The organism is Streptomyces sp. NPDC002838, from assembly GCF_040295365.1.
Taxonomy (GTDB): Bacteria; Actinomycetota; Actinomycetes; order Streptomycetales; family Streptomycetaceae; genus Streptomyces.
Map to the genome: position 1 here is coordinate 66,351 of NZ_JBEOVF010000011.1, position 24,327 is coordinate 90,677.

Genomic DNA, 24,327 nt, shown 5'->3' on the forward strand with positions numbered 1-24,327 from the left:
ATACGCCCAGTGCGGAAAGTTGTCTTGCAGGTCACGTCCGCCCCAAGAACGCCCCTTTGCACGGCCCTTCACCGAATGCACACTTACGGCGTCCGGCGAGCCCGCCCGCATCCGCGGCAGCAGCAGCCGCTCTCCGCAGAGGACTTTCCCGCGATGACCGATCCCGGCAGACCCACGCGCTTATGCCGCGCGCGCAGGCGCCACCGCACCACTCCCGACCGCCGCGATCGCGCTGTCCAGTACGCCGGCCGCCTGCTGTGCTGGAGCCTCGCCACCGCCATGGCGTCAGCCGCCACCGACATCCTGCTCGACCCCCGCGCCCACTGGTGGCCCTACACCTGGCCCGCACCCTGGATCCTGACCGGCGCCTCCGCCCTCACCTGGGTGCTGCTGCAAGCCCGCGAGAAGAACACCGGCGGCCCGCCGACCGACGACGAAGACCCCTGCCAGGACGAGTGGGAACGCGCCGCCTGAAACCCGCAGGGCCAGGAGGGCACTCGAACGGGAACCCTTCGTCGTCGTCCGGCGCGATCACGACGACCTCGACACGGGCGCTGCCGACAGCGGGGTCCGTTCCGGTCGTTACTGCTTCGGCGTATTAGGGTCCGTCAGGTCTGTCGAGAGCGAGCCTCGTCCCGGCGAGGAATCCGTCGAGGACGGCGTGCCGGTACTGCAGCGCCTTGAGCCGCCTGCGGAGCAGAGTCTCCAGCTCGCTGAGGGTGCGGGCGGCCAGGTTGGCAGGCTCCGTTTGATGTGCGCCCACAGGCCCTCCACCGGGTTGAGGTCGGGCGCATACCCGGGCAGTAGGACACCGTCAGCCAGTCCTGCTCGGCAACGAGTGCATTCATCGTGTTGGAGATGTGGGTGCTCAGCCGGTCCCACACCACGATCAGCGGGGCCTTCAGCAGCTGGTGGACGCCATCCAGCAGGCCGATGTAGTCCCTCTCGCCCAGCGAGCGGCGCTTGCCCTTGCGGCCGGCGTGCCGACGCAGCCGGAAGCACAGGCGGGCGGGCAGGCCGGGCCGGTAGCACAGCAGCCCGGCCACAGAGAGCCGTCCCCGACTGCGGCCGGACACCTTGACCCTCGGGGTGATGCCGCGCCGGCCCCAGGTGCGATCCTTGGGCGGCCGACCGGTCACACCCGCTTCGTCCTCGAAGCAGATGAACGCGCCGGTCGCCGCCCGGAGGGTTTTACCTCCCGCCAGGTCGCCTCCCGCCACGCGGTGATCGCCTCCTCGTCGCGTTCGTGCGGCGGGCCGGGCGGGCATCTGCACGCTGTAGCCCATCCGGTGCAGTAGCCGGGTCACCCCGGAGACGCTGTAGGAGATGTGGAACTTCCGCCCGATCAGCGTGCGTACCCTTGCTGCGGTCCACACCTGGTCGTCGCCCGGCCGTGCACGGCCGGCCCCTCCTCCAGCCACATCGCGAGCTTGGCCTGCAGGTGAGGGCCGAGCCGGCAGTCGTAGCCGCAGAGGCCTTTGGAACGCAGAGCCTCGCGTCCGCCCGTCCTCCAGGTACGGCGCCACTGGTAGACCGACTTCTCACTCACCCGTAACTCCCGGGCGATGCACGGGACTTCCACGCGCCCTCTTCAACGAGGTCAACGGCCCGCATCCGTACCTCTTCCCGGCGCCTGCGCTGCTCGGCGGTCAGCCCGCCCCCGTCCGGATACCGCATGCCTCCGGCGTACCAGCTCGGACGGACCGCGTCACCGTCCCGACACAGATCCAGACCCCGAAACGCCGAAGTCAGTACTTCGCGGGTATGCCCCTTGAGGGTGGCCCTGGTGCGGGTGGTGGCGAAGTCCAACAAGATGACTGTCCTGTCGTAGGTAGCGATGGCCAGGGTCTTGCCGTCCGGGCTGAAGCCACCGCGTCGACGCTTCCCCTGGATTCTCCGACGTTGGAGGTGCGCTTGGTGGCTACGTCCCACAACGTCACAGTGCCGTTGGAGACAATCGCCAGTGACCTCTTTTCAACCTGCCTGATCGTGTGGACGGCTCCCCGGCTTGAGATCTGACGTGGCGAGACCAGCCGCTGGATCGCCCGTCTGGTGGTCTCCAGCGCCACTCCACGGCACTCGCCACCAATCCCGCGGCCGACACAGGGGCCGGCGAAATGGATCGAGTGTCGCCGCCGACACCGACGTGTCCTCTCGACCATGACGTCGATAGAGTCAGGCGCCCGGCGGACCGTCCGGGCAGGCCGGACCCGTGTCCTCACCTGCGGAGACAGGTTGTCGATGCATCTGCATCCAGGCGAGACCGAGGCCGTTGGCTGGCGGGTGGTGACCGTGCGCGACGCCGTCCGGCAGCTGCGCGATGCGTCACCCGACGTCACCGGACGTCCGCGGGTGATCGCGATCGACGGCCGGGGTGGCGCCGGCAAGACGACCCTGGCCGAGCGGCTACGCAAGGTGGTGCCCAACTCCGCCATCGTGCACACCGACGACATCGCCTGGAACCACGCCTGCTTCGACTGGGGCGCCGTGCTCGTCGAGAACCTCCTGCAACCCCTGCACCGGGGTGAGGCGGTGGACTTCCGCCCTGATGCCTGGATCACCCACGACCGGCCCGGATCGATCACCATCCCCGCCGGCGCCGACTTCATCTGGGTCGAGGGCACCGGCATCATCCGCGAAGAGCTTGCCCCGTGGTTGGACGCCTCGGTGTGGATGCAGGGTGACCTCGATGAGCAAGAGCGCTTGTTGGTCGTCCGCGACGGTGACTCCCCCGAGCAGCTGAAGCAGGTGGCGAACTGGCTGCTGGAGGAACTGCCGTTCATGTTGCGAGAACAGCCGTGGGCCCGAGCCACCATGATCGTCGCCGGCCCTCCGCAGATCGACCACGACCCGGACACCGAGTTGGTGGTCGCCCCGCCGACCGGCCCTTAGGTCGGCCGACCCACCCGCAGAACGCGGGTGAGCGGTTCGAGCGGAACTCGGCCGCGGAGCTGGCCCACTTCACTGGGCCTAATCCAACCTCATGCTGACGTGACGTGGTGGAGGACGAGGACGGCCTTCACGACGTCGGTGATCCGGTTAGTGCTGCAGCGGAGTTTCCGCAGGAGCTGCCAGCCCTTGAGGGTAGCCATGGCCTGCTCGCCAAGACCGCACCCAGGGTCAATACGAACGCCGCACCCAGGAGGGCAAGACCCGTCGTGAGATCATCCGATGCCTCAAGTGATATGCCGCCCGAGAGGTCTTCGACCTGGAGAACGGCAACGGAGCAAGGCATCACCAGCTCACCACAGAAGAGCCGCACCCAACTTCGAACACCCCACCCGCCGTACGACGGACGGCTTCGACACCTTCGACCTCACCGTGGACATGGTCGTCGACCCCGACCTCACCCGCTGGGAGTGGAAGGACGAAGACCGAGTACGCGCACGTGCGGCGGCTTGGCATCGTCACCGCGGCGGCCCTGCTCGGGCCCGAGACGGTTCTCGGCCTGCGCACCTCCGCGGCACGGGTACACGGGTACCTCAAGCCCATCTTCACCGGGCACGTGGTGGCCAACGAGAGCGCCTTCACCGAGGCATGGGAGCGCTTCGAGTACCTGCGCCTGCTCGTCCAGGAGGACGCTGGAAACTACATCAGTACGCCGCACCTGCTGGTCTCCGGCATGCGCGGCGACTACCGTCCGCTGGCATCCCAGTGGCTCGAGCGCGAACTCGCATCGGGTGACCAGCATCCGCTGCTGCGCGCCGGCTTCCTCGGCGGGGACCTCGAAAGGATCACCACCACCCAGAAGAAGGTGGACTCCCGCATCACCGAGTGGGTCGACCAGATCGACTGGAACACCCGCAGGGTGATCAACAGGTCCGGACCGTTCTACCCCGACGAGCTGAGCTGATCAGAGCGCATGAACACCGGGAGGCCGCCACCGACACGTTGACGGCCTCCCGGCACCAGTCCACCCATCGATGGCGACGTTGGTCATGGTCTGCTCCCCTCCAAGCGGGCACGGGCGGCCCCGCCCGAGCGGACCGTACGGGCAGCGGGAGGCAGGCGTCCGAGTAACCCGGAGCGCATGATCCTGATGAGGATCTCTGGATTCGGCCAGGACTACTCGTCGCCTCACTTGCTCCGTTACCAAACCGAGTGGGGAGCGAAAGCGAGCACCTCGCAGGTGGCGAGCCAGGGCCGCCCGCTCGTGGAGTGTGCGAGCCGTGCCGAGCCGTCAAGGACGCCTTCGGCGGAGCTACGCACTGGGCTTCCGCCCATCCTGGCCCCGGCGTCCTATCTCCGGCCCACGGTGCAGAGTAGAGACGGCGGCCGCCACGTCCCCGACCACTTGCCCGGTGGATCCCGAAGGCCACCACCGCCGCTTTGACGGTGTCGCTGCCACCCTTGTACGCCTCGTACAGCGTGAGCAGGAGTGGCCGCTGGGGGGTCGGGGCAGGCGGGTCGGCCAGCCGTCGCAGCTCAACGAGGACGTCGTCGAGAAGCTTCGCAGGGGCCGCCCCCGACGGTTGGTCACGTGACCAGCGCGTGACCAGTAGCGGTCAGGAACAGCCGGAATCACCCAGATGAGGACCGAGCTAGACGGAAAACGGGAACCTGTACCGAGACAGCAAAGCACCTGGTCAGAGGCCTTTACGCCTCTACCAGGCCAGGGGTGGCGGCCCCGGCCGTTGCCTCGGCGGGATCGCCGGGCCTGTGGGGACGCCGGGGCGGATGGCGGTACGTCTTCTCGCGGCACAGCTTCCTGCGCTACGGCTTCCTGGGTTGCCGCTCCTTGCGCTACGGCTTCGTCCCCCGGGCCTTGCCGGTCTGTCCCTGGCCGTTGTCGGCACCGCTGCCCGCGCTGCCGCTTCCCGTGCCGTCGCCACCGGTGCTGCCGGCGCTGCCGGTGCTGCCGGTGCTGCCGGTGCTGCCGGTGCTGCCGGTGCTGCCGGTGCTGCCGGTGCTGCCGGTGCTGCCGGTGCTGCCGGTGCTGCCGGTGCCCGTGCTGCCACTGCTGCCGGTGCCCGCGTTGCCCTTGTTCGCGCCGTTGTCCTCCGCGCCGCCGGTGCCGCCGCCCGTGGTGCCCGGCGTACCGGTCTGGCCCTGGCCCGGCTTGCTGTCGTCCGCCGCCCGCGCCAGCTGCTCGGCGCAGTAGTCACTGACGTTCGCCTCGCCGCCCGCGGCCGCGACGAGCCGCTGCCAGGCCCTCGCGTCGAGCGCCTTGCCGCGGCCCTTGACCTGCTCGTAGGCACGGCAGTGGGCCTCGGTGTCCTGGGCGGTGGTCGGGCGGTCGGCAGGGGCTGAGGAGGAGTCCGGGGCGGAGGGCACGGCGCTCGGCCGGGCCGACGCGCCCGTCGAGGAACCGGGACGGCCCCGGTCGTCATCGGCGTCGTGCGTGGGCGAACTCCCCGAGCCGATCGCGGCGAACGCGACACCGCCCAGCGTGAGGCTGGCGAGGAACACGGAGAGCGTGGCCTTCAGCGAGCGGGGCATACGCTGTTCGCGGGGGCGCCAGTCGTCACGGCGCCGGGTACGTGCCCCGTGCCGCCCCGCGTCCCGAGCGGCCCGAAAAGCGGCCACGGCGCGTTGCTCGCCCTCACCGCCGACCTCGCCCCCGCGCATCGCGGCCGCCAGCAGCGCCTCCAACGCGGCGGTGTCGCGGTGGGCGGCCCCATGCCGCGCCCGGGCGTCACCGGGGCGCACGCGTCGACGGCCGGGAACCCCGTTGCCGCTCTGTCGCTCACCCATACCGTGTCCGTCCCTGTCCGGCCTGTACTTGCTGCTCGACCCGCCGCGCCCACTCGGCGCCGCCGGCCCGTCCTGTCTGTTCCGCCCGCCGCGCCCGCTCGACGCGACGGGCACATCCTGCCCGTCCGACCCGCCCCGCCCGCTCGACGCGGCCGGCCGGTCCGGCCTGCTCGACCCGCCCCGCCATATCGGCGGGACCGGTCCGTCCTGACCCTTCGGCGCCCTGTCGGCGTCGTCCGTCATGTCGACTCCCCCAGCGTCCGGGGGGTCTCATCCGTCACACTCTCGGTGCCCAGCTGGCGTGCCAGCCGTTTCAGGCCCCGGTAGGCGGCCGTGCGTACCGCGCCGGGGCGCTTGCCGAGGACGCGGGCGGCGGCGGGGCCGTCGAGGCCCACGACCACCCGCAGCAGCACGGCCTCCGCCTGGTCACGCGGCAGCCCGCGGACCAGTTCCAGCGCGCGCTCCGTGGAGAGCGACTCCAGCGCCTGGTCGTGCGTGCTGTGCGGGCCGGGCAGGTCCAGTACGTCCTGCTCGAGCGCCGTCGGCCGCGGCCGCACCTTCTGGCGGCGCAGATGGTCCAGCGCCCGGTGCCGGGCGATCGTCGCGCTCCAGCCGCGGAACCCGGCCCCGTCGCCCTTGAACCGCCCGAGGTCACGGGCGATCTCCAGCCAGGCGTCGGACGCCACGTCCTCCGCGTCGTCGCCGACGAGCCCGCGCAGGTACCCGAGCAGTCCGGGCTGCACGAGCCGGTAGGCGACCGCGAAGGCGGCCTCGTCCCCTTCCTGGGCCAGCGCGACGGCCGCGCCCAGTTCCCCGTCGTATGCCTGCCCGCGGCGGGGTTCGCCTCCCTGGCCCAAGAACTGTCCTCGTCCGTACCGCTTCGTTGCGACCGCGTACCGTGCGGCACGGCCGCCCTTGCCCTTGTCTCCTACGGTGATCAGCGCCGGGTCGGGGATAAGTGTCACAGCTCTCCCGTCATCCCACTCCCGCCGGAAGCGTGATCGCCCCGTCGTACGTCCCCGAGGTCCGCTCCGTCACGTCCTGGCGGTAGCGCATGCTCTGCCCCTCGTACGGGATGCGGAAGACGCACCGGAAGGCGTGCGAAACGACCTGGTACGTCGAGGAGTCCAGGACGACCGACTCGTCGGCGCGCTCCACGGTGATCCCGCTCTCGGACGCCGTCACACCGGCCGCGCGCAACTGCTCCAGGGTCGGCGTGAGTTCGCGCAGTGCCTTCCGTACGACCCTCTGGTCCCGTACGGCGGTCAGCGCGGCGGGCGCCGTACGGACGCGCAGCTCGACCTGCCCGTCGGCCCGCTCGGCCAGGGTGACCGCGTCGCCGTAGTCCCGGAACGACTCCAGCGCGGCGACCGGATCCTCCACCTTGTCCGCGATCTCCGGGTCGGAGAGCGGCCCGTGTGTCCAGGTGGCGCCGCCCTCCCTGACGTACCCGGTCCCGTCGAGGACGTAGATCTCCTCTGGCGTGGCCACGCCCTTGCTGCGGCTGGTCCCGGTGGAGTGCAGCGCCCACGTTTCACCGGTCGTCCGCCGCACGGTCGCCGTATAGGTCGCGCCGCTCTTCTGCCCCCGCAGGACCAGTTCCTCGCTCCCCTTCACGGCGAACGTCCAGCCCTTCTCCCCGGCCATCGCCTTCTCGGCCAGGGCGAGGAACTCGGCGGGCGTCTCGGGTTCGGGTTCGGACGGGGGCTGGGCCTTGGCGGCTGCGGCCCGGCCACTCGGTTCGACGGGCGGCGGCGGGTCATCCGCCGAGCACCCCGTCAGCGCGACGGAGAGGAACGCGGCCGCCGCGGCAAGGCGTCTCCTCATGCCACCTCCCTCCGCTCCCGCCCGTGCAGCGTCAGATAGAAGATCTGCAGCGACTCCCCGGGCCCCCCGACCTCGAAGCGGTTGAGGACCTTGCCGAGCGGGTTCCAGACCCGTCCGTCCGGCATGCACACCCCCACCGGCTGGCCGAAGTAGGTGCGCTGGTCGGCGTCGAAGTCCACCCACGCCGCCCCCGCGCGGCGCACGAGCACCTCACCGACGTAGGCACCGAGCCCGCACAGCGTCTCCCGCGCCCGCTCCCGGTCGGCCCCGCCCTTGCGCAACCCGTCGATCAGGAAGTCGACGATGCGCAGGCTGGCCACGGAGTAGTCCAGCGGCAGCCGGTTGCGGGCGGTGACGCGGGTGACGAAGGCCGCCGCGCACGCCCGCATCTCGCGGGCGCACGGCGTGCGTCCGTCCACTGTGCCCATGGGGGCCCCACCCCTTCGCTCAGTCAGCGGAAGAACTCCTTCTGGTCCTCCCGCTGACCAAGCGGACGTCACCTCACGGACATCACGGGTAACGGACGTGTCCCTTCACACACAGGGAAATCGCAGAAGGCGTACAACCTTGGGGCAACTCGTGTGTCCGTGAAGGCGGGGTGAGTGCGGACGCGGGCAAGACCCACCACCATTGCGTCGCGATCGACGAGAGCGGCCGACGGCTGCTGTCCCGACGCGTCGTCAACGACGAACCCGAACTGCTCGAACTCCTCGCCGACGTCCTGGCCCTGGGCGATGTGGCGACCTGGGGCATCGACCTGGCCGACGGCGGAGCAGCCCTGGTCATCACGACCCTCCTCAACCACGACCAGCCGGTGCGCTGCATCTCCGGCCGGGCCATCCACCGCGCCTCCGAAAGCTACCGCGGCGAGGGCAAAACCGACGCCAAGGACGCCGCCGTCATCGCCGACCAGTTCCGCGTCCGCCGCGACCTGCGCCCCTTACGCCTCGGTGACGACACCGTCACCGACCTCAAGATCCTCACCGGCCGGCGCATGGACCTGGTCGCCGACCGCACCCGCACGGTCAACCGCCTGCGGGCCCAGCTCACCGGCATCTTCCCCGGCCTGGAACGGGCGTTGGACCTCACCAACACTGGCCCGCTCACCTCGCTGACCGGCTACCGGACCCCAGCTGCCATCCGCCGGATCGGCGAGCAACTGGCCGCCGAACCGGTGCACACGCCGGCGCAGGAGGTGCTGGCTCTCAACCGGCAGGTCACCAACCTCGACAAAGACATCGAGGCCAGGTTTCGCGACCACCACGCCTTCGACGTCGGCGGCGACATGACGGTCTTCGGCACTGCCGACCGCCTCGCCGGTGTCGCCCCGGTGCCCCGCGATTCCGGGCCGTGGGAATGGCCGTGCGGATGCCCTTGGAAGTGACCGGCCACGTCGTCACCGACCCGGGACAGCACGTCTCCCCGGCCGACCTGCTCGATCCGTGCGCTCGGCGTGACAGACCGCATTAGGAATCACTGAGCTCGGCTCAGGACTCATGGCGCCCCTCAATGTCCTCTCTCACCTTCTCCAACGTCCCCGGATAATCTCTGGTCAGCATCTCGTGGATACGTGCACGAGCAACAGGACGACTGAACTCATACGCTCTGATCAAAATTTCTCGTCCTCTGAGAAATTGTTCGTACACCTCGAAATACAGAGCACCTTGAACATAGGTATTCCGACTCATGGCCAATCCTTCGATGAACTCGAAGCAAGCATCCAGGGTTTCTCGATCAACTGGATCCTCCCTCAATTTCGGCAAGAGGATCGGGTGCATGAATGCCATGGGCAGGAAATCGTATAGATCAGAATCCTTGTCGGGCCATGCTTCGAAATCTGATCTGGGCGGATCAGGGATTGCCCGTAGGACGTCCTCTGCCTGCGGCACGATTCTCAGGTACGCCTGGACAATGTCACCGAATTCGATACGCTCCATCAGTTGCCTCCATACAGCCAGCTGGGCGCTCACCCACCACGCGAGAGGGGATCGCGTTCATAGGTACATATGACAGATACGACATGGCGCGGGGCCGGGCGACACACGGCCCGGCCCCGCAAAAACTCGGTCCGTCAGGCTACCGGAGCCGGACCGGGTTCGAGTAGGTCATGTGCACCCAGTGGGTCGATCATGTCCTTGAACATCTCCCAAGCTCCACCGGCGTAGCCGTACTGCCGGACGTAGCTCGGAGCCTGTGCCCCGACGGCGACCCCGCCAGCGATTCCGAAGGCCTTGTACCCACCGCGCAGGTTCGCCGGTTGCCCGACGGGCCGTGGTGCGGCCTTGGGGTGGTGCTGCTCGAAGCCCTGCCCCGTGATGTCGGCCATGGCCACCGAATTGATGACGGATTTCCTGTTCGTGTTCACCGCCTTCAGCGTCTCCGCGTTGGATTGCACATGAGCGGTCACAGCACCTGTCACATCTCGGGAGTTGAGCGCTTTCCACAGGTCGTTGGCCTCGTTTCTGGCGACCTTGAGGTCCGCTTCGGAAAGTAGACCGTTACCACCCTTGAGTCTCGCCTTTCTGTCCTTCTCCAAAAGGCTTGCCAGTCCGGCCAGCTTGTTGGACGCTTTCTCCGCATGCCACGTCCCAACCGGCTTACCCGTGTTGTACTCGTGGATCAGCGCGGTGGCCGTCCGGCCGTCTCCCTTCACTGCTGAGTCGTCGACAAACTCCCTGGCATAGAGCTCTCCGATGATCTTCTTGAGGTCTGCGCTGTCGACCTTGGGCGCATGAGCTCGGGGCTTGCTCATTCCCGGGTTGAAGTTCTGCAGGCAGACCATGCACCAGGCCCCGGCCGAGGTCGCGCCCCCACCGCAGACATCGCGAATGCCCTCCGCGCACGGCAGGTGTCCGTCGAGCTCGACGAAGCTGGTCGGGTTGCCGCCGCCGAACGCGTACCGGTTTCCGGTGAACGGGTCCGTGCCGAGGTTCATGTCGGCGAGGGCCCCGTTGAACATGTCCCGGGTCGTGAAGCGGTTGAGGCCCGGGTTGTACTCCCGAAAGCCCATGTCGTACGTGCCCGACTTCGCGTCCCAGCGCTTGGCGTTGAAGCGGTACGGGTTGTAGGCCTCCTGGGTCGGGTCGGCGGCTTCCGGCTTGTCGATTCCGGTGAACTCGGAGTCGTCGTCCTTGCCGTACGCGGTGTAGCCGTACGTCGCCTTCGTGTCGCCGTTGTCGTCCGTCAGCGTCTCGACGTCGGTGTGGCTGTTGTAGCCGTAGTAGCCGTCCTCGGTCGTGCCGTCCGCGTTGTGCTTGACCTGCGACAGGCGCTCGCCCCACGGGCTGTACTGGTAGGACTTGGTCAGCTGACCGGCGACCTTCTCGTCCAGGACCTCGGTGGAGAGGCCCAGGTACTGGAAGGTCGTCGTCTTGCCGTCGGCCGTCTTGGAAGCAGTGCGGTCCAACGGGTCGAAGGTGTAGGTCGTCGACTTCATCGCGCCGGTGTCGTCCATCTTCTGGGACTCCACGACGTGGTCGAAGCCGTCGTACACGCTCCGTTCGATGACCTTTCCGGTGGAGGTGACCGATTCCAGGCGACCGAAGGGGTCGTAGTTGTACGCGAAGGTCGCGCCCGGCGTGGTCATGGACAGCAGGCGGTTGCGGTCGTAGTCGTAGCTGGTGGTGACGTTGTCGACCGTCTGGCTGATGACGTTGGCGTTGTCGTCGTGAACGTAGGTGTCCGTGCCGGCGCCGTTGCCGGTCTTCACCGCCTTCGCCAACCTGTTGGCCGGGTCGTAGGTGTAGTCCGTGGTCGACTCCAGGTACGCCGCGTGGTTGTCGGCGTTCATCTTCTTCGCGACGTCCTGCGCCTTGTTGCCGTTGGCGTCGTAGGCGTAGGCGTGCGAAGCGACCAGCGTGGTGCCGTCGGCCTTCTTCTCCGTGATCGACTTCAGCGCCGAGTCCAGGTAGTACGTGTGGTCGACGGTGTTGCCGTTGGCCTTCGTCTGCTGGAGGGGATGGCCGCGGTCGGTGTACGTGTACGACGTGACCTTGGGCGAGGAGTCGGTGGGCGTCTTACCTACCGACACCGTCTTCACCAGGTCACGCAGGTCGTATGTGTACTTGGAGGACTGGTCGGGGTGCGTGACCGTTTCCACCAGGCCGTTCGCGTCGTAGGTGTACGAAGTGGACTCCTTCTCCTGTCCGGACAGCGACTCGGTGACCTTGTCGACCTGGTTGAGGCCGGTGTAGAAGACCGTGTAGGCGTCGATCTTCGCGGTCGACGAAGTGTCGTCGATCTCGGTCAGGTTGCCGTTGAGGTCGTAGGAGTAGGCGAAGTTCTTCTTCTCCGTGTCCGCCGGGTCGCCGCTGGTGTCACGGACGAGCTTGACGCCGTCCGCGACCACCACTCCGCCGCTGTTCTCGAACAGCTGCAGCTTCGCCGCGTTGCCCTGCTTGAAGGAGTACGAGCCGAGCGAGACCCAGGTGCCGGTGTTCGACGTCTGGTTGATCGTCTTGTCGGTCGTGCCGCCGTCGTGGGTCACGGTGTACTTCGCCGTCGTCGTGGCGCCCGTCACCTGCGGGAGCTTCGCGTACGCCGTGTACGTACCGTCCTTGGGGATGTTGAGCGTCCACGTGAAGGCATCGGTACCCGTGCCCGCCGCGTGCGTAGCGTGGTCGTACCCCTGCTGTCCGGTGCTGTTCCCCTTCGTCCAGGTACCGGTCGAGGAAGTGTGCTGGGTGTCCGAGTTGTCCACCAGGACGACCGACTTGCCCACCGGGACGCCGTCGTCGGACTTCGTCCTCAGCGAGCCGTCGGAGTAGAACGACCACGACATCGTGCGGTCCGAGGAGCCGCCTGCCGAGGTCAAGGTGCGTCTGGTCTGCTGTCCCAACTCGTTGTAGTCGTACGTGGCGACGATGTCCCACGGGTCCGTGGAGGACTTCACCCAGCCGTTGTCGAAGTAGGCGTAGGTGGTGTCGTTGCGGACCGTCTCACCCTCGGACGGCGGCAGCGAGGTCTTCGCCACCCGGCCGACCGCGTCAAACGTGGTCTGGGTATAGACGTCCGGCTTGTTGTAGCGAGCGTCGTTGGGGTCGTACGGCTGGTACTGCTTGACCGGCCGGTTCAGCTCGTCGTAATCGGTACGGATGGTGAAGTCGTCCGCGGTCGCCGTCGCCGTGCCACGCGGCGTGATCACCTTGGACACGTTGCCGACCTGGTCGTACTCGTACTTCGTCGTGCGGTACGTGATCGACGTGGTGCCGTCGTGCGGGACCTTGACCTCGGTCCGCGCGCCGCGCTCGTCGTAGGTGACGGTCGTGGTGTTGTTCTCGGCGTCCGTGGTCGAGGTGACCAGGGAGTCCTTGTCGTAGCCCCGCTTGGTGGTCTTGCCCGCCGCGTCCGTGACGACCGTGATCCGATGGTTCAGGTCGTAGTCGGTCCTGGTCGTGTAGTCGGTCGTGTCCGCCGTGGCGTTCTTCTTGGGGTCGATGACCTTGGTGACGTTGCCGACGTTGTCGTACTCGTAACTGATCCTGTCGCCGTCCGCGTTGACCACCGAGGTGAGCTGGTTGATCTGGTCGTAGTGGCTCGTCGTGACGTAGTCCGTCGGGTTCGACGTCGTCAGCGTGCCCTTGGGCTCGGTGACCGTCTTGACGTTGCCGACCTTGTCGTAGGTGTACGCGGACGTGCGCGGGTCGGTGTTGTTGTTCGTCGGCGCCGTCGCCGAGGTGACCTGGTCCGCGTCGTCGTACACCGCCGTCGACACCGCCCCGTTGGGCGCCGTCGCCTTGGTGACGTTGTCGTTGGCGTCGTACTCCGGGGCGGGCATCGTGATCAGGACGCCGCCGTTCTGGTCCTTCGGCACCGTGCTGACCAGCGGACGCCCGAAGGTGTCGTACGTCTGCGTGGACTTCTTGCCCAGCGCGTCGGTGACCTGGGTGACTTGGCCGCGCTCGTCGTACACGAAGGTCGTTGGGTTGGTCTTCGCGTCCGTGATGGTCGACGGGTAACCGGTCGGCCCGAACCCGCTGTAGCTGGTCGGGTTGCCGTTGGCGTCGGTCGCCTTGGTCAGCTCGCCATGTGCGTTGTACTCGTGCTTCGTGGTGTAGCCACTGGTGGTCGGCTCGCAGACCCCCGTGGTCCAGGAGGCCGTGCCCTTGGGGTCGGTGACCGTCTTCAGGTTGCCGAAGCAGTCGTAGCCGAACGTCCAGGCGCGGCCCTCGGGCGAGGTCTTGCGGACCAGGTCGGCCGAGTAGCCGTCGTCGCGCGTCTGGTACTCGTACTTGGCGGCGTTGGCCGGGTAGGTGCCCGGTGCGCAGTCCGAGGACGGCGGGACGCCCGACTTGTTGTTCTCCGCGTCACGCTGCCAGAGCGGGTAGCCGGTCTTCTGGTCGTAGCAGTACGCGGTCTTGGCGCCGTTGTCCTCCTCCAGGTAGGTGACGTTGTTGTCCGCGTCCCAGCTCATCTTGGCGGTCTGGGACTTGGCGTTGGTCGTCTGGACCGGGCGGCCGAAGTCGTCGGTGACGTACTTGGCCGCGTGCGACTCGGCGTCGGTGACGGTGGTGTCGGTGAACTTCGTGTTCGTGGTGTTCGCCGCGTACGCGAAGCCCGTGTCGTGGCCCAGACGGTCGGTGATCGTCTTGGTCCACCAGTGGTACTTCGGGTCGTCACCCGTCTGCGGGGCGTAGTACGCCAGTTGGGTGCCGTTGCCGCGCGGGTCGGTGGCGGTCACCAGCTTGACGTTCTTGTTGCCCTGGGTCGCGTCGTAGGTGAACTTGAAGGCCTTCGGCTGGCTGGAACCACTGCCATCGACCAGGCGGCCCAGCAGGCCCTTGTCGGTGTAGTAGAAGGAGATCCTGCGCCCGGAGATGTCCGTGATGGACGACACGTGGTCGTAGATCTTGGAGTTGTTGAGGTTGGTTCCCGAGACCAGGGCGCCGCTGTCGTTCACGTACGAGTAGGTCGCGTCGCCCTTGAGGTAGTAGCCGACGCGCAGCGACTTGCGGCCCGCCGGGTCGGTGATGTACTTGAGGAACTTCGTCGGCTTGTTGTTGGACCTGCGCTCCTCGTAGGTGTACGTCTGCGTGTTGCCGTTCTTGTCGACCACCGAGGTCAGGTAGCCGTCGCAGCCGAAGAGGAAGCGTGTTCCGTCCGGGCGCAGCAGCGTCCAGGCGTCGGGCGTGTTGTCCTTGTCCGGGGTGCAGTCAAGGCCCGGTTTCGCCGTGATCCGGTAGTGGACGCCCGCGGGGGCCTTCCATGTGCCGTCGGCCTGCTTGGTGAAGACGTGCGTGGTGCCGTCACCGTCCGGGAGGCGGATCTCCGTCGGGTTGGGGTTGGGGTGGAAGTCCAGCGGCGCTCCCAGCCGGATCGGCCCGGCCAGCTGTGCCGACCAACCGGCACCCGTGACGGTGTCGGAGGTGTCCAGCGAGTTGTACGCGAACCTGGCGAACGTGGTCAGACCGCGGCCGGGGTTGGTGAACGCGTTGTACGACCAGACGCTGTTGCCGGACGCGAGGTTGTTCATCAGCGTCGAGCCGGCGCCGGTGTTCTTGCCGGTGTAGGAGTAGAACTTCTCCAGGCCCAGCGAGTTGGACGTCGGGTCCTCCACCGCCACGTTCTGCTTCAGCGACGGGATGCCGCCGGTGCCGGCGGACAGCCAGCTGCCGTCGGAGACCTTGCGGACGTCCCAACCCAGGACGTACTCGGTGCGTTTGTTGCCGGAGTCGGAGTTGATCGGCGTCTTGACCTGCGCCTGGATCGTGGCCGACTGGCCGGGCGCCAGGGCCGGGATCGCCGTGGACAGCTGGTTGCCGCCGGTGGTCACGTCCGTGCCGTCGGGGAGCTTCCAGGTGTACGACAGTTCCCGCTCACCGGCCGCCCACGCGGAGCTCGTGGCGTTGGTGACCGTGAAGTCCACCGTGTACGTGGAGTTCGGGGTCATCCGGGACGGGGTCTGCGGGGCGTAGTAGGTGTCCTCGGTCGTGGAGTCGACGTAGATCACCCGCAGCAGCGGGCCGAGCTGGTGGTCGGCGGCCTCCGAGGCCAGGAACAGGGTGCGTTCCTGTGGGCCGGTGGAGGACTCGTCGGCCAGCTTGACCAGGGCGCCCTTGTTGCTGGACGGCGTCTTGATCCAGCCCTGTGTCAGGGACGTGGCGTCCCAGTAGTGCCGGCCGACTTCGTTGCTCCACTGCGGGGTGTAGTCCGAGACGGTGCCGGAGTGGTCACCGCCCGCGCTGGACCACGCGGTCGACGTGGACGCGTTGTTCCAGGTGGCCGTGGTCTCGTCGAAGTCCCTGGTCAGGGCGTGCAGGTTGTAGCGGGCGCCGTTGGTGTCGGTGGTGGTTTCCGCCGCCCACATGAACAGCCGCGACTCGATCACGGAGGCCGTGGTCGGGATGGCGCTGGTGGAGAACTTCATCGCCGCGCGGGTCTTGCCGTACGTGGCGGAGTTGTTGCCGACGCTCAGCCACTTCTGGCCCACGTCCCAGGACTGGATGGTGTCCTGGTTGGTGGTCGGCTGCGCGGACGACAGGGTCGTGTCCGTCACCCCGGACGTGCCCTGGATCAGCCGCATCGTGCGGCCCGCCTTCGGCACGCCGACGATCCGGGTCGGCGAGCCCAGCAGCTGGCCGTCCTGCGTCTTCACCGCGATCTGGTAGTAGTACGACCGCCCGATCTCCCCCGAGTACGAGTCCGGGGTCGGGGTCGCCGTGGTGTCCGTGTAGGCGGTCGCCGACTTGTCGAGCGGCGCCACCAGCGTCGCCGCGGACGGTGTGAACGCCTGCTTCGTGGATCGGTGCAGCTGGTACTCGACGAGGTTCAGGTCCGCATCGCCCGTGGTGTTGCTGTACGGCTTCCAGCTCAGCTCCGGGCCCGTGGAGTGGATCACTGTGGGCGAGTTCAGCTCGGTGCCGACCTTGCCGTACGTCACCGTCAGCCGCGGGATCGTGGAGGTCTCGCCGCCGTAGTCGCCGTCACCGGCCTCGTAGCGCGGGCCGCCGAGGGGGTTGTTCGCCTCGTCGGTGGACTTCAGCACGAAGCCGTGGTTGACGGCCGTGCCGTTGACCCACTTCTGCACCGTGTCGGCGACCGGGAAGCTGTGCCACCGGTTGTACTGCCCGGCCGACTTGGTGATCTTCGCCGGGTCGACCAGCCGGACCGCGTCCGCGATCAGCGCCTGGCTGGTGGCCACCCCGGTGTCCTTGAGTTCGACCTTGTAGGCGCCGCCCTTGTTGAAGCTCAGCTCGTTGGCGTCCCCGCCCAGAGGCGTCCACACCCCGCCGGAGCCGGAGGTCTGGTTGACGTTGTAGGTGCTGGTGGCGCCGCCCGCGGCGGTCACCGTGTAGGGGGCGTTGGTGGCCCGGTTGGCGCCCTGCACATAGTGCGCGTCGACCCGGTAGGTGGCCGTCTCCGGCACCCTGAACGGCCAGGTGAAGCTGTCACCCGTGATCGAGTCGAGGTTGTAGCGGAAGGTGTCCCCGACCGCGTTGGCCGTCGCGCCCGAGGTCGGCCAGGTCCCGACCGCGGCCGTGCCCGCGTCCTCGTCGTCGACCTGGACCGTCGTGGCGGACTGCTCACCCACCAGCGAGCTGGTCCTGTCCCAGGTCGCCGACAGCTCGTCCCAGGCGCCGGTGGCCCGGTACACGCCGATCTGCGTGTTCGTGCCACCCGTGGTGTGCGCCTGGTCGAAGTACATCTCCAGGCGGGCGGAGTCGATCTTCGTGCCCGACGGGACCTCGTCCAGCGGGAACTTGATCAGCGAGCGGGCGTTCGCCGTGCTCGACGTGCGGCCCGCCGACAGCTTCCAGGTGGTGTTGAAGTTGGTCGTCGGCTGGTCCGACAGGACCATGACATCCTGAGAGTCGGAAGGCGACGGCGCGATGGTGATCGTCGGGTCGATCACCACCGGGTACCGCCGCTCCTTGGACGCCAGCCACTTCGCGTCCGGCGTGACCGTCAGCTTCCAGGAGTCCCCGTCCCGGGTCAGCTTCTGCGTGACCTTGGTGCTGTAGGTCTTGCCGAAGACGGACTTCTCCGCCTTCCTCGCATCCGTCATGTACGGCGCCGGGATCACCATCACCGGCGTGTGGGGCAGCTCGCCGTACAGCGCGATGGAGCCGTCCTTGCGGGCCTTCGGCACCAGCCCGTCGGTGTCCAGAGTGAAGGTGAACTTCAGCGGGCCGTCCGGGCGTTCGGCGAGGACGATGTTCTCCTTCACCCGGCCGGGGCCCACCTGGTACTCCAGGTCCGCGCCGCCCAGCGCGTCCCGGTAGGTGACCGTGGAGCCCTTCGCCGCCGGCTTCAGCGCGCCGGCCGCGCCCTCGATGCCGAGGGTGACCGCACGGCCGTCCGGTGACTGGAACCGCACCAGCCGGTCGGCATCCGCACCGAACCAGCTCCGGCCCTCGTTCGCCGTGCTGGCGAATTCGAAGCCCTTCGCCTTGGACGGGCGAACCGTCGTGTCGATCGACTTCCAGGTCGCCTTTTTGCCCGAACCGGACCGGAACGACGTCGGCACCGCCGAGAGTTCCGCCTCTATTCGACCGTCCGACAACTGCCAGAACCGCGCGTTTGCCGTACGTTTACCCGTAAGTTCCCTGACGCGCTTCGCCTTCGGGTCACTCTTGGGCCAGGAGGGATTCTCCCGGTCGGCGATAGCCAACTCGTCGTGGGACGGTGGTTTATCGCGTTCATCGCTGTCATCCGCGAACCAGCTTTTGACGGTGTCGACAATTCCCTTGCCGTCACCATCATCAGCGGGTGCCGCATACGCGACCTGGGGCAGCGCGGTACTGGTCACCGCAGCTACCACCAGGCACGCCAGGAGCCTGCCCAGTCTGGGTCTCACGCCAAACCTTTCCTCGTACGTCACGGACTAAACACGCCGCAGAAAACCTGGCCCACCCGCATAACAGGAAAGACCACAGGCAGCGGCGCCGGATTTCTATTCATTTCAGCGAAGCAGTGTCAAGCGTCCAGACATCGAGGACAACTGACACCAAAAAGGCCGCCGGGTGTCCGATATTTCCGCTCACTGGCCACCGGCCGACGGCATCGTGTATAACCGCCCGGTTGCAGCCCCAGCACCCGAGCATTCCGAATTTCGAAAGGAATTCGACCATGAGCACCAGATCCCAGGAATCAGAAGCGGTGGAATCGCATGAGGCGGTGGAATCAGATATCGAGAAACCGAGGAAGCCGACCGGCGACCGCACCGCCCTGCTCGCCGCCGGCGCCGTTCTGGCCGCCTGCGGTGGCCTCGCCCTCTACGGCGCGCTCGACACCGGCGAGGACGGCGGGAAGCCGGAACGCCGCACCCCCACCGCCGCGGTGACGTACGAAGTGACCGGCCAGGGCACGGCCGACATCACCTACCAGGCCCGCAGCGAAACCGGCGAGGCCGTCGTCGTCAAAGCGGCCACGCTGCCCTGGCGCAAGACCGTCGACGTGCCGCTCGGCGAGGAGCCGATCGTCAGCATCGTCCTCGGCGGGAAGGGCGGCCAGGCCCGGTGCACCCTGACCATCCGCGGTGAGTACGTCCAGGGCTCCACCGCCACCGGTGCGTTCGGCCGCGCCACCTGCTCGGGCGCCCTGCCCCGCACCTGAGGGCCTCAATGGGGTGGTTCGCCCCCTGCCCAACCCCTTTGTCACCGCGCTTGACACCGGTTCGGCCGCGTCATTACAACCCCGAGCCGGTAGTCCATGACCTCTCACAGACCGTGCGGCACACGCCCGCCCGGTCTCGTCACCATGCCGTCGCACCCGGCGCGTCCGCCGCCCGGTCGGACGAGCCCCGGTACGCCCCATCCCCCGCAAGGAGCTCAGCGTGCAGGTCTTCCCCCGTCAGGTTCTGCTCACCACCGCCGTCGTCGTCAGCGTGCTGGCGATGACGTCCGCCTGCGGTGGGCAAGACGACTCACAGGCGGCAGCCGCCGACTCGGTCGAGGTACCGCAGACACCGGACGAGAGCCCTGCCGACGCCTCCGGCTCCCCGTCACCGAGCCCCTCCGCCTCCGCGCCCACGTCCGCCGGCCCCTCCGCCTCCGACGACGCCTCCGACCGCGCGTCCGTCTCGGCCTCGGCGTCCGCCTCCGCGCCGGCCGGCGCCGCGAAGGAGACCAGCGGTTCGGGGACGGGGTCCGGCGATGCGGCGGCCCCCGCGCCCACCGCACCCGACTTCCCCGTACCGGTCGAAGCGGGCGACGCCACCCAGCTGATCACCGTCAAGGCCAGCGGCTCCTACGCCACCGTCACCGCCTGGGCCAAGGGGTCCGCAGGCTGGAAGGCGCAGTTCAGCACGAGCGCCGGCCGGGTCGGTTCCAATGGCGTGACCGATGGGGCGACCCGGCGGCAGAGCACCTACACCACCCCCACCGGCACGTACACCATCACCGAGGGCTTCGGTCACCAGGCCGGCGGCACCGCGATGCCGTACCACGTGGTCACCGACGACGACTGGTGGGTGCAGGACCCCGAGTCGAAGTTCTACAACTCCATGCACGGTGAGGAAGGCGCGGACTTCCCGCTCACCGAGTCCGGCGAGCGCGGCAGCGAGCACCTCATCAACTATCCCGTCCAGTACGCCAAGGCACTCGTCATCAACTTCAACCGCCGGCCCGCCACACCCGGCCGCGGCGCCGGTATCTTCCTGCACGTCAACGGCAGCGGCGCGACGGCGGGCTGCGTGTCGGTGCCTCGGGCCACCATGGACCGGATCATGGGCTGGATCACGCCGTCCGCCCACCCCCGGATCGCCATCGGCTGACCAGTCCGAAGTGATCTACCTCACTACACTTGCCGAGCAGTGACGTTTAGCCAATGCAAAACGCTGGCTGAAGCAGGGCGTCCGTGTGACGGATGTGCCTCACGTGTCTTTCTTCGTTCTCTGGCCTTGTACGGCCTTCTTTGGGGTGGATTCGTCTTGAGCCGTCGTACTCGACGTACGCGTCGTACGTCGCACGCGTACAGACCGCTGAACCTGAAGCGCAGAGCCTGGCTGACGCTCGGTGCGGTGCTCCTGGGGGGTGGGGGCGTGGCGACGTACGCCCTGGCCGACCCGTCCGAGGAGCCCGGCGCGACCGGCCGGGCCAAGCGGCCCGTGAAGGTCTACGACCTCGCGCTGAAGGGCACCGGCAGCCGGGAGCGGGAGCTGGCGCGCACCAGTACCGAGCAGTTCTCGCTGTTGGGTGTCTCCTGGACCGGGGCCGCGAAGCGGATCGACGGCACCGCGCAGGTGCGTACCCGCAGCCTGGAGACGGGTGAGTGGAGCGCCTGGCAGGACCTGGAGCTCGACGCCGATCGACCGGACAAGATGGAGCCGGGCATGCGCGGCGCCTCCGATCCGCTGTGGGTGGGCCCGTCCGACGGCGTCGAGGTGCAGGTCGTGGGCGAGGACGGCACGTCGAGTGCCGGACTGCCCAAGGGACTTGAGGTCAACCTCGTCGACCCGGGGGTGGTGACGGCCGCCGAGACCAAGTCCGTCGGCAGCGAGTTCGAGCCGGCCGCTTTCGCCGCCGAGACCGACCCCGCCGCCACACCCACCGACTCCGCCACGCCCACGGACGCGGTCACCCCCACGGACACCCCGACCGACTCACCCAGCACCTCGGCCCCCGCCACGACGCCGACGGACACCGCGTCGCCCTCCGACTCCGCGGCCCCGACGGAATCGGCCTCCGCCTCGCCGTCGCCGAGCCAGACCGTGCCGACCGCTCCTGCGTCCACCGTCACCCGGCCGCCCGTCATCAGCCGGGCGCAGTGGGGGGCGGACGAGTCCAGGGTCGACGACCCGCCGACGTACATCGACAAGGTCGAGACCGTCATCGTGCACCACACGGCCGGCTCCAACAGCTACAGCTGCGCCCAGTCCGCGTCCATCGTCCGCGGGCTCTTCGCGTACCACGTGGACGGCAACGGCTGGAACGACATCGGCTACAACTTCGTCGTCGACAAGTGCGGGCAGATCTTCGAGGGCCGCGCGGGCGGCATCGACCTGCCCGTGCAGGGCGCGCACACCTACGGCTTCAACAGCTACTCCACCGGGATCACCGTGCTCGGTGACTTCGAGGGCAACGCGGCCAAGGGCATCCCGGCGGGCCGGCCGACCCGGGCGGCTCTGGAGTCCGTGGCCCGCGTCGCGGCCTGGAAGCTGGGCCAGTACGGCGGCGACCCGAAGGGCACCGTCACGCTGACCGCCAAGGGCGACACCGGAGTGTTCGACAACGGCCAGCAGGCCACCCTCAACGTGATCTCCGGCCACCGCGACGCCTACGCCACCGCGTGCCCCGGCGCCAACCTCTACTCCAAGCTCGGCGAGATCCGCCGCTACGCCGCGAGCGCCGGCAAGAACTCCGCGATCCCGACCGCCGACTTCAACAGGGACGGCGTCAACGATCTGGTCGCCGATGTGCCCCGGGCCTCGGGCGGCGTCGGCAACGTCGTCGTCGTGCCCGGCGGCACCGACGGTCCCGTGGGCACCGCCCGGATCAGGCTCAGCCAGTCCAGCCCGGGCGTGCCCGGCGGCTCCGAGTCCGGCGACAGTTTCGGTGCCGCCACCGCCTGGGGCGACGTCAACGGCGACGGCTACGCCGACCTCGCCGTGGGCTCTCCCGGCGAGGACCTCTCCACCGCGAAGGACCGGGGCGCGGTCACGGTCCTGTACGGTCCCGGCCTGAGCTCCGGGTACATGTACACCACCAGTGGTGTGACCCAGACCGGCGCCAAGTTCGGCTCCACCGTCACGGTCGGCGACTTCAACGCCGACGGCAAGGCCGACGTCTTCACCGCGGGCACCGGCAACAGCGGCAGCTGGAACGCCCGCCTGACCGGCGGCGCCACGAAGTACGGCAAGCTCACCGGCGCGAGCGGCTCGGTCGCCTACGTCGACGCCGCCACCGGCGACTTCAACCGCGACGGCTACGCGGACGTGGCCCTCAACTACCGCGACCAGTCCGGCACCGGCCGCGTCACCTGGTTCAAGGGCACCTCCTCCGGCCTGGTCAAGGTCAGTGTCCTGTCCGTCAGGGGCGGCCGCTCCCTCGCCGCCGGGGACGTCAACGGCAACGGCTACGACGACATCGTCATCGGCCAGCCCTCCACGGCCGAGTCCGGCGCGAACAAGGGCGGCCAGGTCACCGTGGTCCCGGGCACGTCCACCGGATTCACCACCACCGGCATGCGCACCGTCCACCAGGACACCAGCGGCGTCCCGGGCGCGAGCGAGTCCGGCGACATCATGGGCGCCTCCGTCTCCGCCGGTGACCACAACGACGACGGTTACGTCGACGTCCTGACCGGCCTGCCGGGCGAGGACATCACCCGCGGTGGCGTCAGCCGCACCAACGCGGGCATGGTCATGCTGCTCAAGGGCACCTCGTCCGGCCTGACCGGTTCCGGCGCCAAGGCGTTCACCCAGGACACCAGCGGCATCGGCGGCGTGACCGAGTCCAACGACAAGCTCGGCTCCGCCGTGGTCCTGCGGGACCTCTCCGGCTGGGGCCGCGCCGACCTCGCCATCGGCGTGGAGGGCGAGGACACCTACAACGGCGTCATCCTCCAGTTGGACAGCGGCAGCTCCGGGATCAACGCCGGCGGCTACGCGTACTACACCCGGGGCACCCTGGGCACCCCGACGGGCGCCCACCTCGGCCAGGCCCTGACGCCGTAACGCCCTCACGGCCCCCGCCGTGTCGTCCGCGCCCCCTCCGCGGACGACACGGCGGGAACTCCAGACCTCCAGCGCCGACCCCGTACGTCCGTACGCCCTGGGGCGTGTGTCGGACGTCCCGCCTGCCCCGCGACGCCCGGCACACGCCCTAGGGGAACGACCCGCTCGTCGCGTCCCGGCACAGCAACCGCAGCGACCCGTCCCCGGCGAAACACCGGCGGGCCTCGTCGATCGGGTCCCACAGCCGCCCGTCGCGGGTGCGGACCCAGTGGTCGCCGCCGCCCGCCCACCATTCGGCACCGGTCTGACGGACGATCACCTCCCCCGCGTACGCCCCGAGACCGCGCAACACCGTCTCGACGGCGGGGTACGGCGTCTGCTCCCGCCGTATCCCGTCGATCATCCGGTCGACGCGCCACAGGCTCTGCGCCGAGTAGTCGAGGCGCAGCCGCGCACCCTCGCGGAGGGTCGCCACCGCGTCCGCCGCCCACCGCACCGGCTTCGTCGCAGCTGAGGGCCTGGTTTCCTGATGTGTCGTCACACCCGGAAGAGCGTCGCGGCGCGGTGATCCGTCACGCGGATCCGGCGGGTACCCACAACCGGTGCAGGACCGCCCCACCTCCACCGCAGGGCAGTCACAGGACTCTCTCAGGAGCGAGGTTTACGCGGGAGTGATGTTTCGCCCCTCCCGCGCGCTCCTCTCTGCGATGAGCATGTACTTCCATCTCCGCGCGGTCCCGCCCTCGACCCTGCGCGCCGAGGCGACCTGGCTGCGACGGCTGTTCGAGGACGACTGGGACACCGTGCGCGAACGGATCGGCCGGCACCGCGAGGAGGTGCTGGACAAGGGCTACCTCGACCACGAACACCTCTACACCGGCACCGACGTGGTCCTGGGCGGCCGCCCGGTCCACCCTGCCGAGCCCGACACACCACCGTTCCTGCTGCTCACGGCGGCCGAGACGGCCCAGGTCGCCGCCTTCCTCACGTCGGCGGACTTCGAGGCGCAGTGGGAGGCCGCCCGTGCCGAACTGCTTCCGAGATACGGCGGGCCGGACCTGGAGCCGGAGGCCCGAGCCTTCTTCGCGGCCGCGCACCGCGACCTGACCGCGTTCTACACGCAGACCGCGCGGTACGGGGACACGGTGGTGAAGTGGCTGGTGCGGTGAGGTGCCGGGTGGGTTCTCCGACGC

Annotated in this window: 14 protein-coding genes and 3 pseudogenes; 8 read left to right on the plus strand and 9 right to left on the minus strand. The window is 68.7% G+C overall.

Annotation, left to right across the window (positions count from 1 at the left end; genetic code table 11):
• Positions 1–153 precede the first annotated feature (153 nt).
• The gene (locus ABT063_RS16910) at positions 154–474 is read left to right on the plus strand and encodes a hypothetical protein (RefSeq protein ID WP_351058118.1); all 321 of its coding nucleotides are present in this window, start codon (positions 154–156) and stop codon (positions 472–474) included.
• A 124-nt stretch (positions 475–598) separates the two neighbouring features.
• On the opposite strand, the pseudogene ABT063_RS52195 reads toward ABT063_RS16910, so the two are convergent.
• Positions 599–1,677: pseudogene (locus ABT063_RS52195) on the minus strand (IS630 family transposase).
• A gap of 564 nt (positions 1,678–2,241) precedes the next feature.
• Here ABT063_RS52195 and ABT063_RS16930 point away from each other — a divergent pair.
• Positions 2,242–2,892: a uridine kinase family protein gene (locus ABT063_RS16930; RefSeq protein WP_351058120.1), complete on the plus strand. Its 651-nt coding sequence runs from the start codon at positions 2,242–2,244 to the stop codon at positions 2,890–2,892.
• Positions 2,893–2,981: 89 nt separating this feature from the next.
• On the opposite strand, the pseudogene ABT063_RS16935 reads toward ABT063_RS16930, so the two are convergent.
• Positions 2,982–3,107, minus strand: a pseudogene (locus tag ABT063_RS16935) (IS5/IS1182 family transposase); the annotation flags it as partial.
• 281 nt (positions 3,108–3,388) lie between these two features.
• Here ABT063_RS16935 and ABT063_RS52200 point away from each other — a divergent pair.
• Positions 3,389–3,853: a hypothetical protein gene (locus ABT063_RS52200; RefSeq protein WP_502990826.1), complete on the plus strand. Its 465-nt coding sequence runs from the start codon at positions 3,389–3,391 to the stop codon at positions 3,851–3,853.
• Positions 3,854–4,743: 890 nt separating this feature from the next.
• Here ABT063_RS52200 and ABT063_RS16945 read toward each other — a convergent pair.
• The 4 genes from ABT063_RS16945 to ABT063_RS16960 form a co-directional block, all read right to left on the minus strand.
• Positions 4,744–5,694, minus strand: a complete 951-nt coding sequence (locus tag ABT063_RS16945) for a hypothetical protein (protein WP_351058121.1) — start codon at positions 5,692–5,694, stop codon at positions 4,744–4,746.
• A gap of 239 nt (positions 5,695–5,933) precedes the next feature.
• Positions 5,934–6,551, minus strand: coding sequence for an RNA polymerase sigma factor (locus ABT063_RS16950; protein ID WP_351058235.1), 618 nt, complete (start codon positions 6,549–6,551; stop codon positions 5,934–5,936).
• 118 nt (positions 6,552–6,669) lie between these two features.
• Positions 6,670–7,521: a hypothetical protein gene (locus ABT063_RS16955; RefSeq protein ID WP_351058122.1), complete on the minus strand. Its 852-nt coding sequence runs from the start codon at positions 7,519–7,521 to the stop codon at positions 6,670–6,672.
• On the minus strand, positions 7,518–7,949 hold the full coding sequence (locus ABT063_RS16960; RefSeq protein WP_351058123.1) for a hypothetical protein: 432 nt from the start codon (positions 7,947–7,949) through the stop codon (positions 7,518–7,520). Before ABT063_RS16960 ends, ABT063_RS16955 begins: the two co-directional genes overlap by 4 nt.
• Positions 7,950–8,119: 170 nt before the next feature.
• On the opposite strand from ABT063_RS16960, the pseudogene ABT063_RS16965 reads away from it, so the two are divergent.
• Positions 8,120–8,869: pseudogene (locus tag ABT063_RS16965) on the plus strand (IS110 family transposase); the annotation flags it as partial.
• Positions 8,870–9,008: 139 nt separating this feature from the next.
• Here ABT063_RS16965 and ABT063_RS16970 read toward each other — a convergent pair.
• Positions 9,009–9,458 (minus strand): hypothetical protein, encoded by a 450-nt coding sequence (locus tag ABT063_RS16970; RefSeq protein WP_351058124.1) that lies wholly within the window; start codon positions 9,456–9,458, stop codon positions 9,009–9,011.
• Between the two features lie 134 nt (positions 9,459–9,592).
• Entirely contained in the window at positions 9,593–17,317 is a 7,725-nt protein-coding gene (locus tag ABT063_RS16975) for a golvesin C-terminal-like domain-containing protein (RefSeq protein WP_351058236.1), read from the minus strand.
• Between the two features lie 1,271 nt (positions 17,318–18,588).
• Between ABT063_RS16975 and ABT063_RS16980 the strand changes: the two genes are divergently transcribed.
• From ABT063_RS16980 to ABT063_RS16990, 3 genes are all read left to right on the plus strand, one after another.
• On the plus strand, positions 18,589–19,074 hold the full coding sequence (locus ABT063_RS16980) for a hypothetical protein (RefSeq protein ID WP_351058125.1): 486 nt from the start codon (positions 18,589–18,591) through the stop codon (positions 19,072–19,074).
• 220 nt (positions 19,075–19,294) lie between these two features.
• Complete coding sequence (locus ABT063_RS16985) at positions 19,295–20,233, plus strand: L,D-transpeptidase family protein (protein ID WP_351058126.1); 939 nt, start codon at positions 19,295–19,297, stop codon at positions 20,231–20,233.
• A 213-nt stretch (positions 20,234–20,446) separates the two neighbouring features.
• Positions 20,447–23,134 carry an FG-GAP-like repeat-containing protein gene (locus ABT063_RS16990; protein WP_502990835.1) on the plus strand — a complete coding sequence of 896 codons (2,688 nt, stop codon included), beginning with the start codon at positions 20,447–20,449 and terminating at the stop codon, positions 23,132–23,134.
• Positions 23,135–23,282: 148 nt separating this feature from the next.
• On the opposite strand, the gene ABT063_RS16995 is transcribed toward ABT063_RS16990, so the two are convergent.
• Complete coding sequence (locus tag ABT063_RS16995) at positions 23,283–23,675, minus strand: hypothetical protein (protein WP_351058128.1); 393 nt, start codon at positions 23,673–23,675, stop codon at positions 23,283–23,285.
• Positions 23,676–23,841: 166 nt separating this feature from the next.
• On the opposite strand from ABT063_RS16995, the gene ABT063_RS17000 reads away from it, so the two are divergent.
• On the plus strand, positions 23,842–24,303 hold the full coding sequence (locus ABT063_RS17000; protein ID WP_351058129.1) for a DUF1877 family protein: 462 nt from the start codon (positions 23,842–23,844) through the stop codon (positions 24,301–24,303).
• Positions 24,304–24,327: the final 24 nt, after the last annotated feature.

Bases quoted from the DNA above. Each gene is read 5' to 3' on its own strand.
- ABT063_RS16955 (WP_351058122.1), bottom strand. From the start codon at position 7,521: ATGAGGAGACGCCTTGCCGCGGCGGCCGCGTTCCTCTCCGTCGCGCTG.
- ABT063_RS16930 (WP_351058120.1), top strand. From the start codon at position 2,242: ATGCATCTGCATCCAGGCGAGACCGAGGCCGTTGGCTGGCGGGTGGTG.
- ABT063_RS16910 (WP_351058118.1), top strand. From the start codon at position 154: ATGACCGATCCCGGCAGACCCACGCGCTTATGCCGCGCGCGCAGGCGC.
- ABT063_RS16980 (WP_351058125.1), top strand. From the start codon at position 18,589: ATGAGCACCAGATCCCAGGAATCAGAAGCGGTGGAATCGCATGAGGCG.
- ABT063_RS16960 (WP_351058123.1), bottom strand. From the start codon at position 7,949: ATGGGCACAGTGGACGGACGCACGCCGTGCGCCCGCGAGATGCGGGCG.
- ABT063_RS16945 (WP_351058121.1), bottom strand. From the start codon at position 5,694: ATGGGTGAGCGACAGAGCGGCAACGGGGTTCCCGGCCGTCGACGCGTG.
- ABT063_RS16970 (WP_351058124.1), bottom strand. From the start codon at position 9,458: ATGGAGCGTATCGAATTCGGTGACATTGTCCAGGCGTACCTGAGAATC.
- ABT063_RS16975 (WP_351058236.1), bottom strand. From the start codon at position 17,317: ATGGTCCTGTCGGACCAGCCGACGACCAACTTCAACACCACCTGGAAG.
- ABT063_RS17000 (WP_351058129.1), top strand. From the start codon at position 23,842: ATGAGCATGTACTTCCATCTCCGCGCGGTCCCGCCCTCGACCCTGCGC.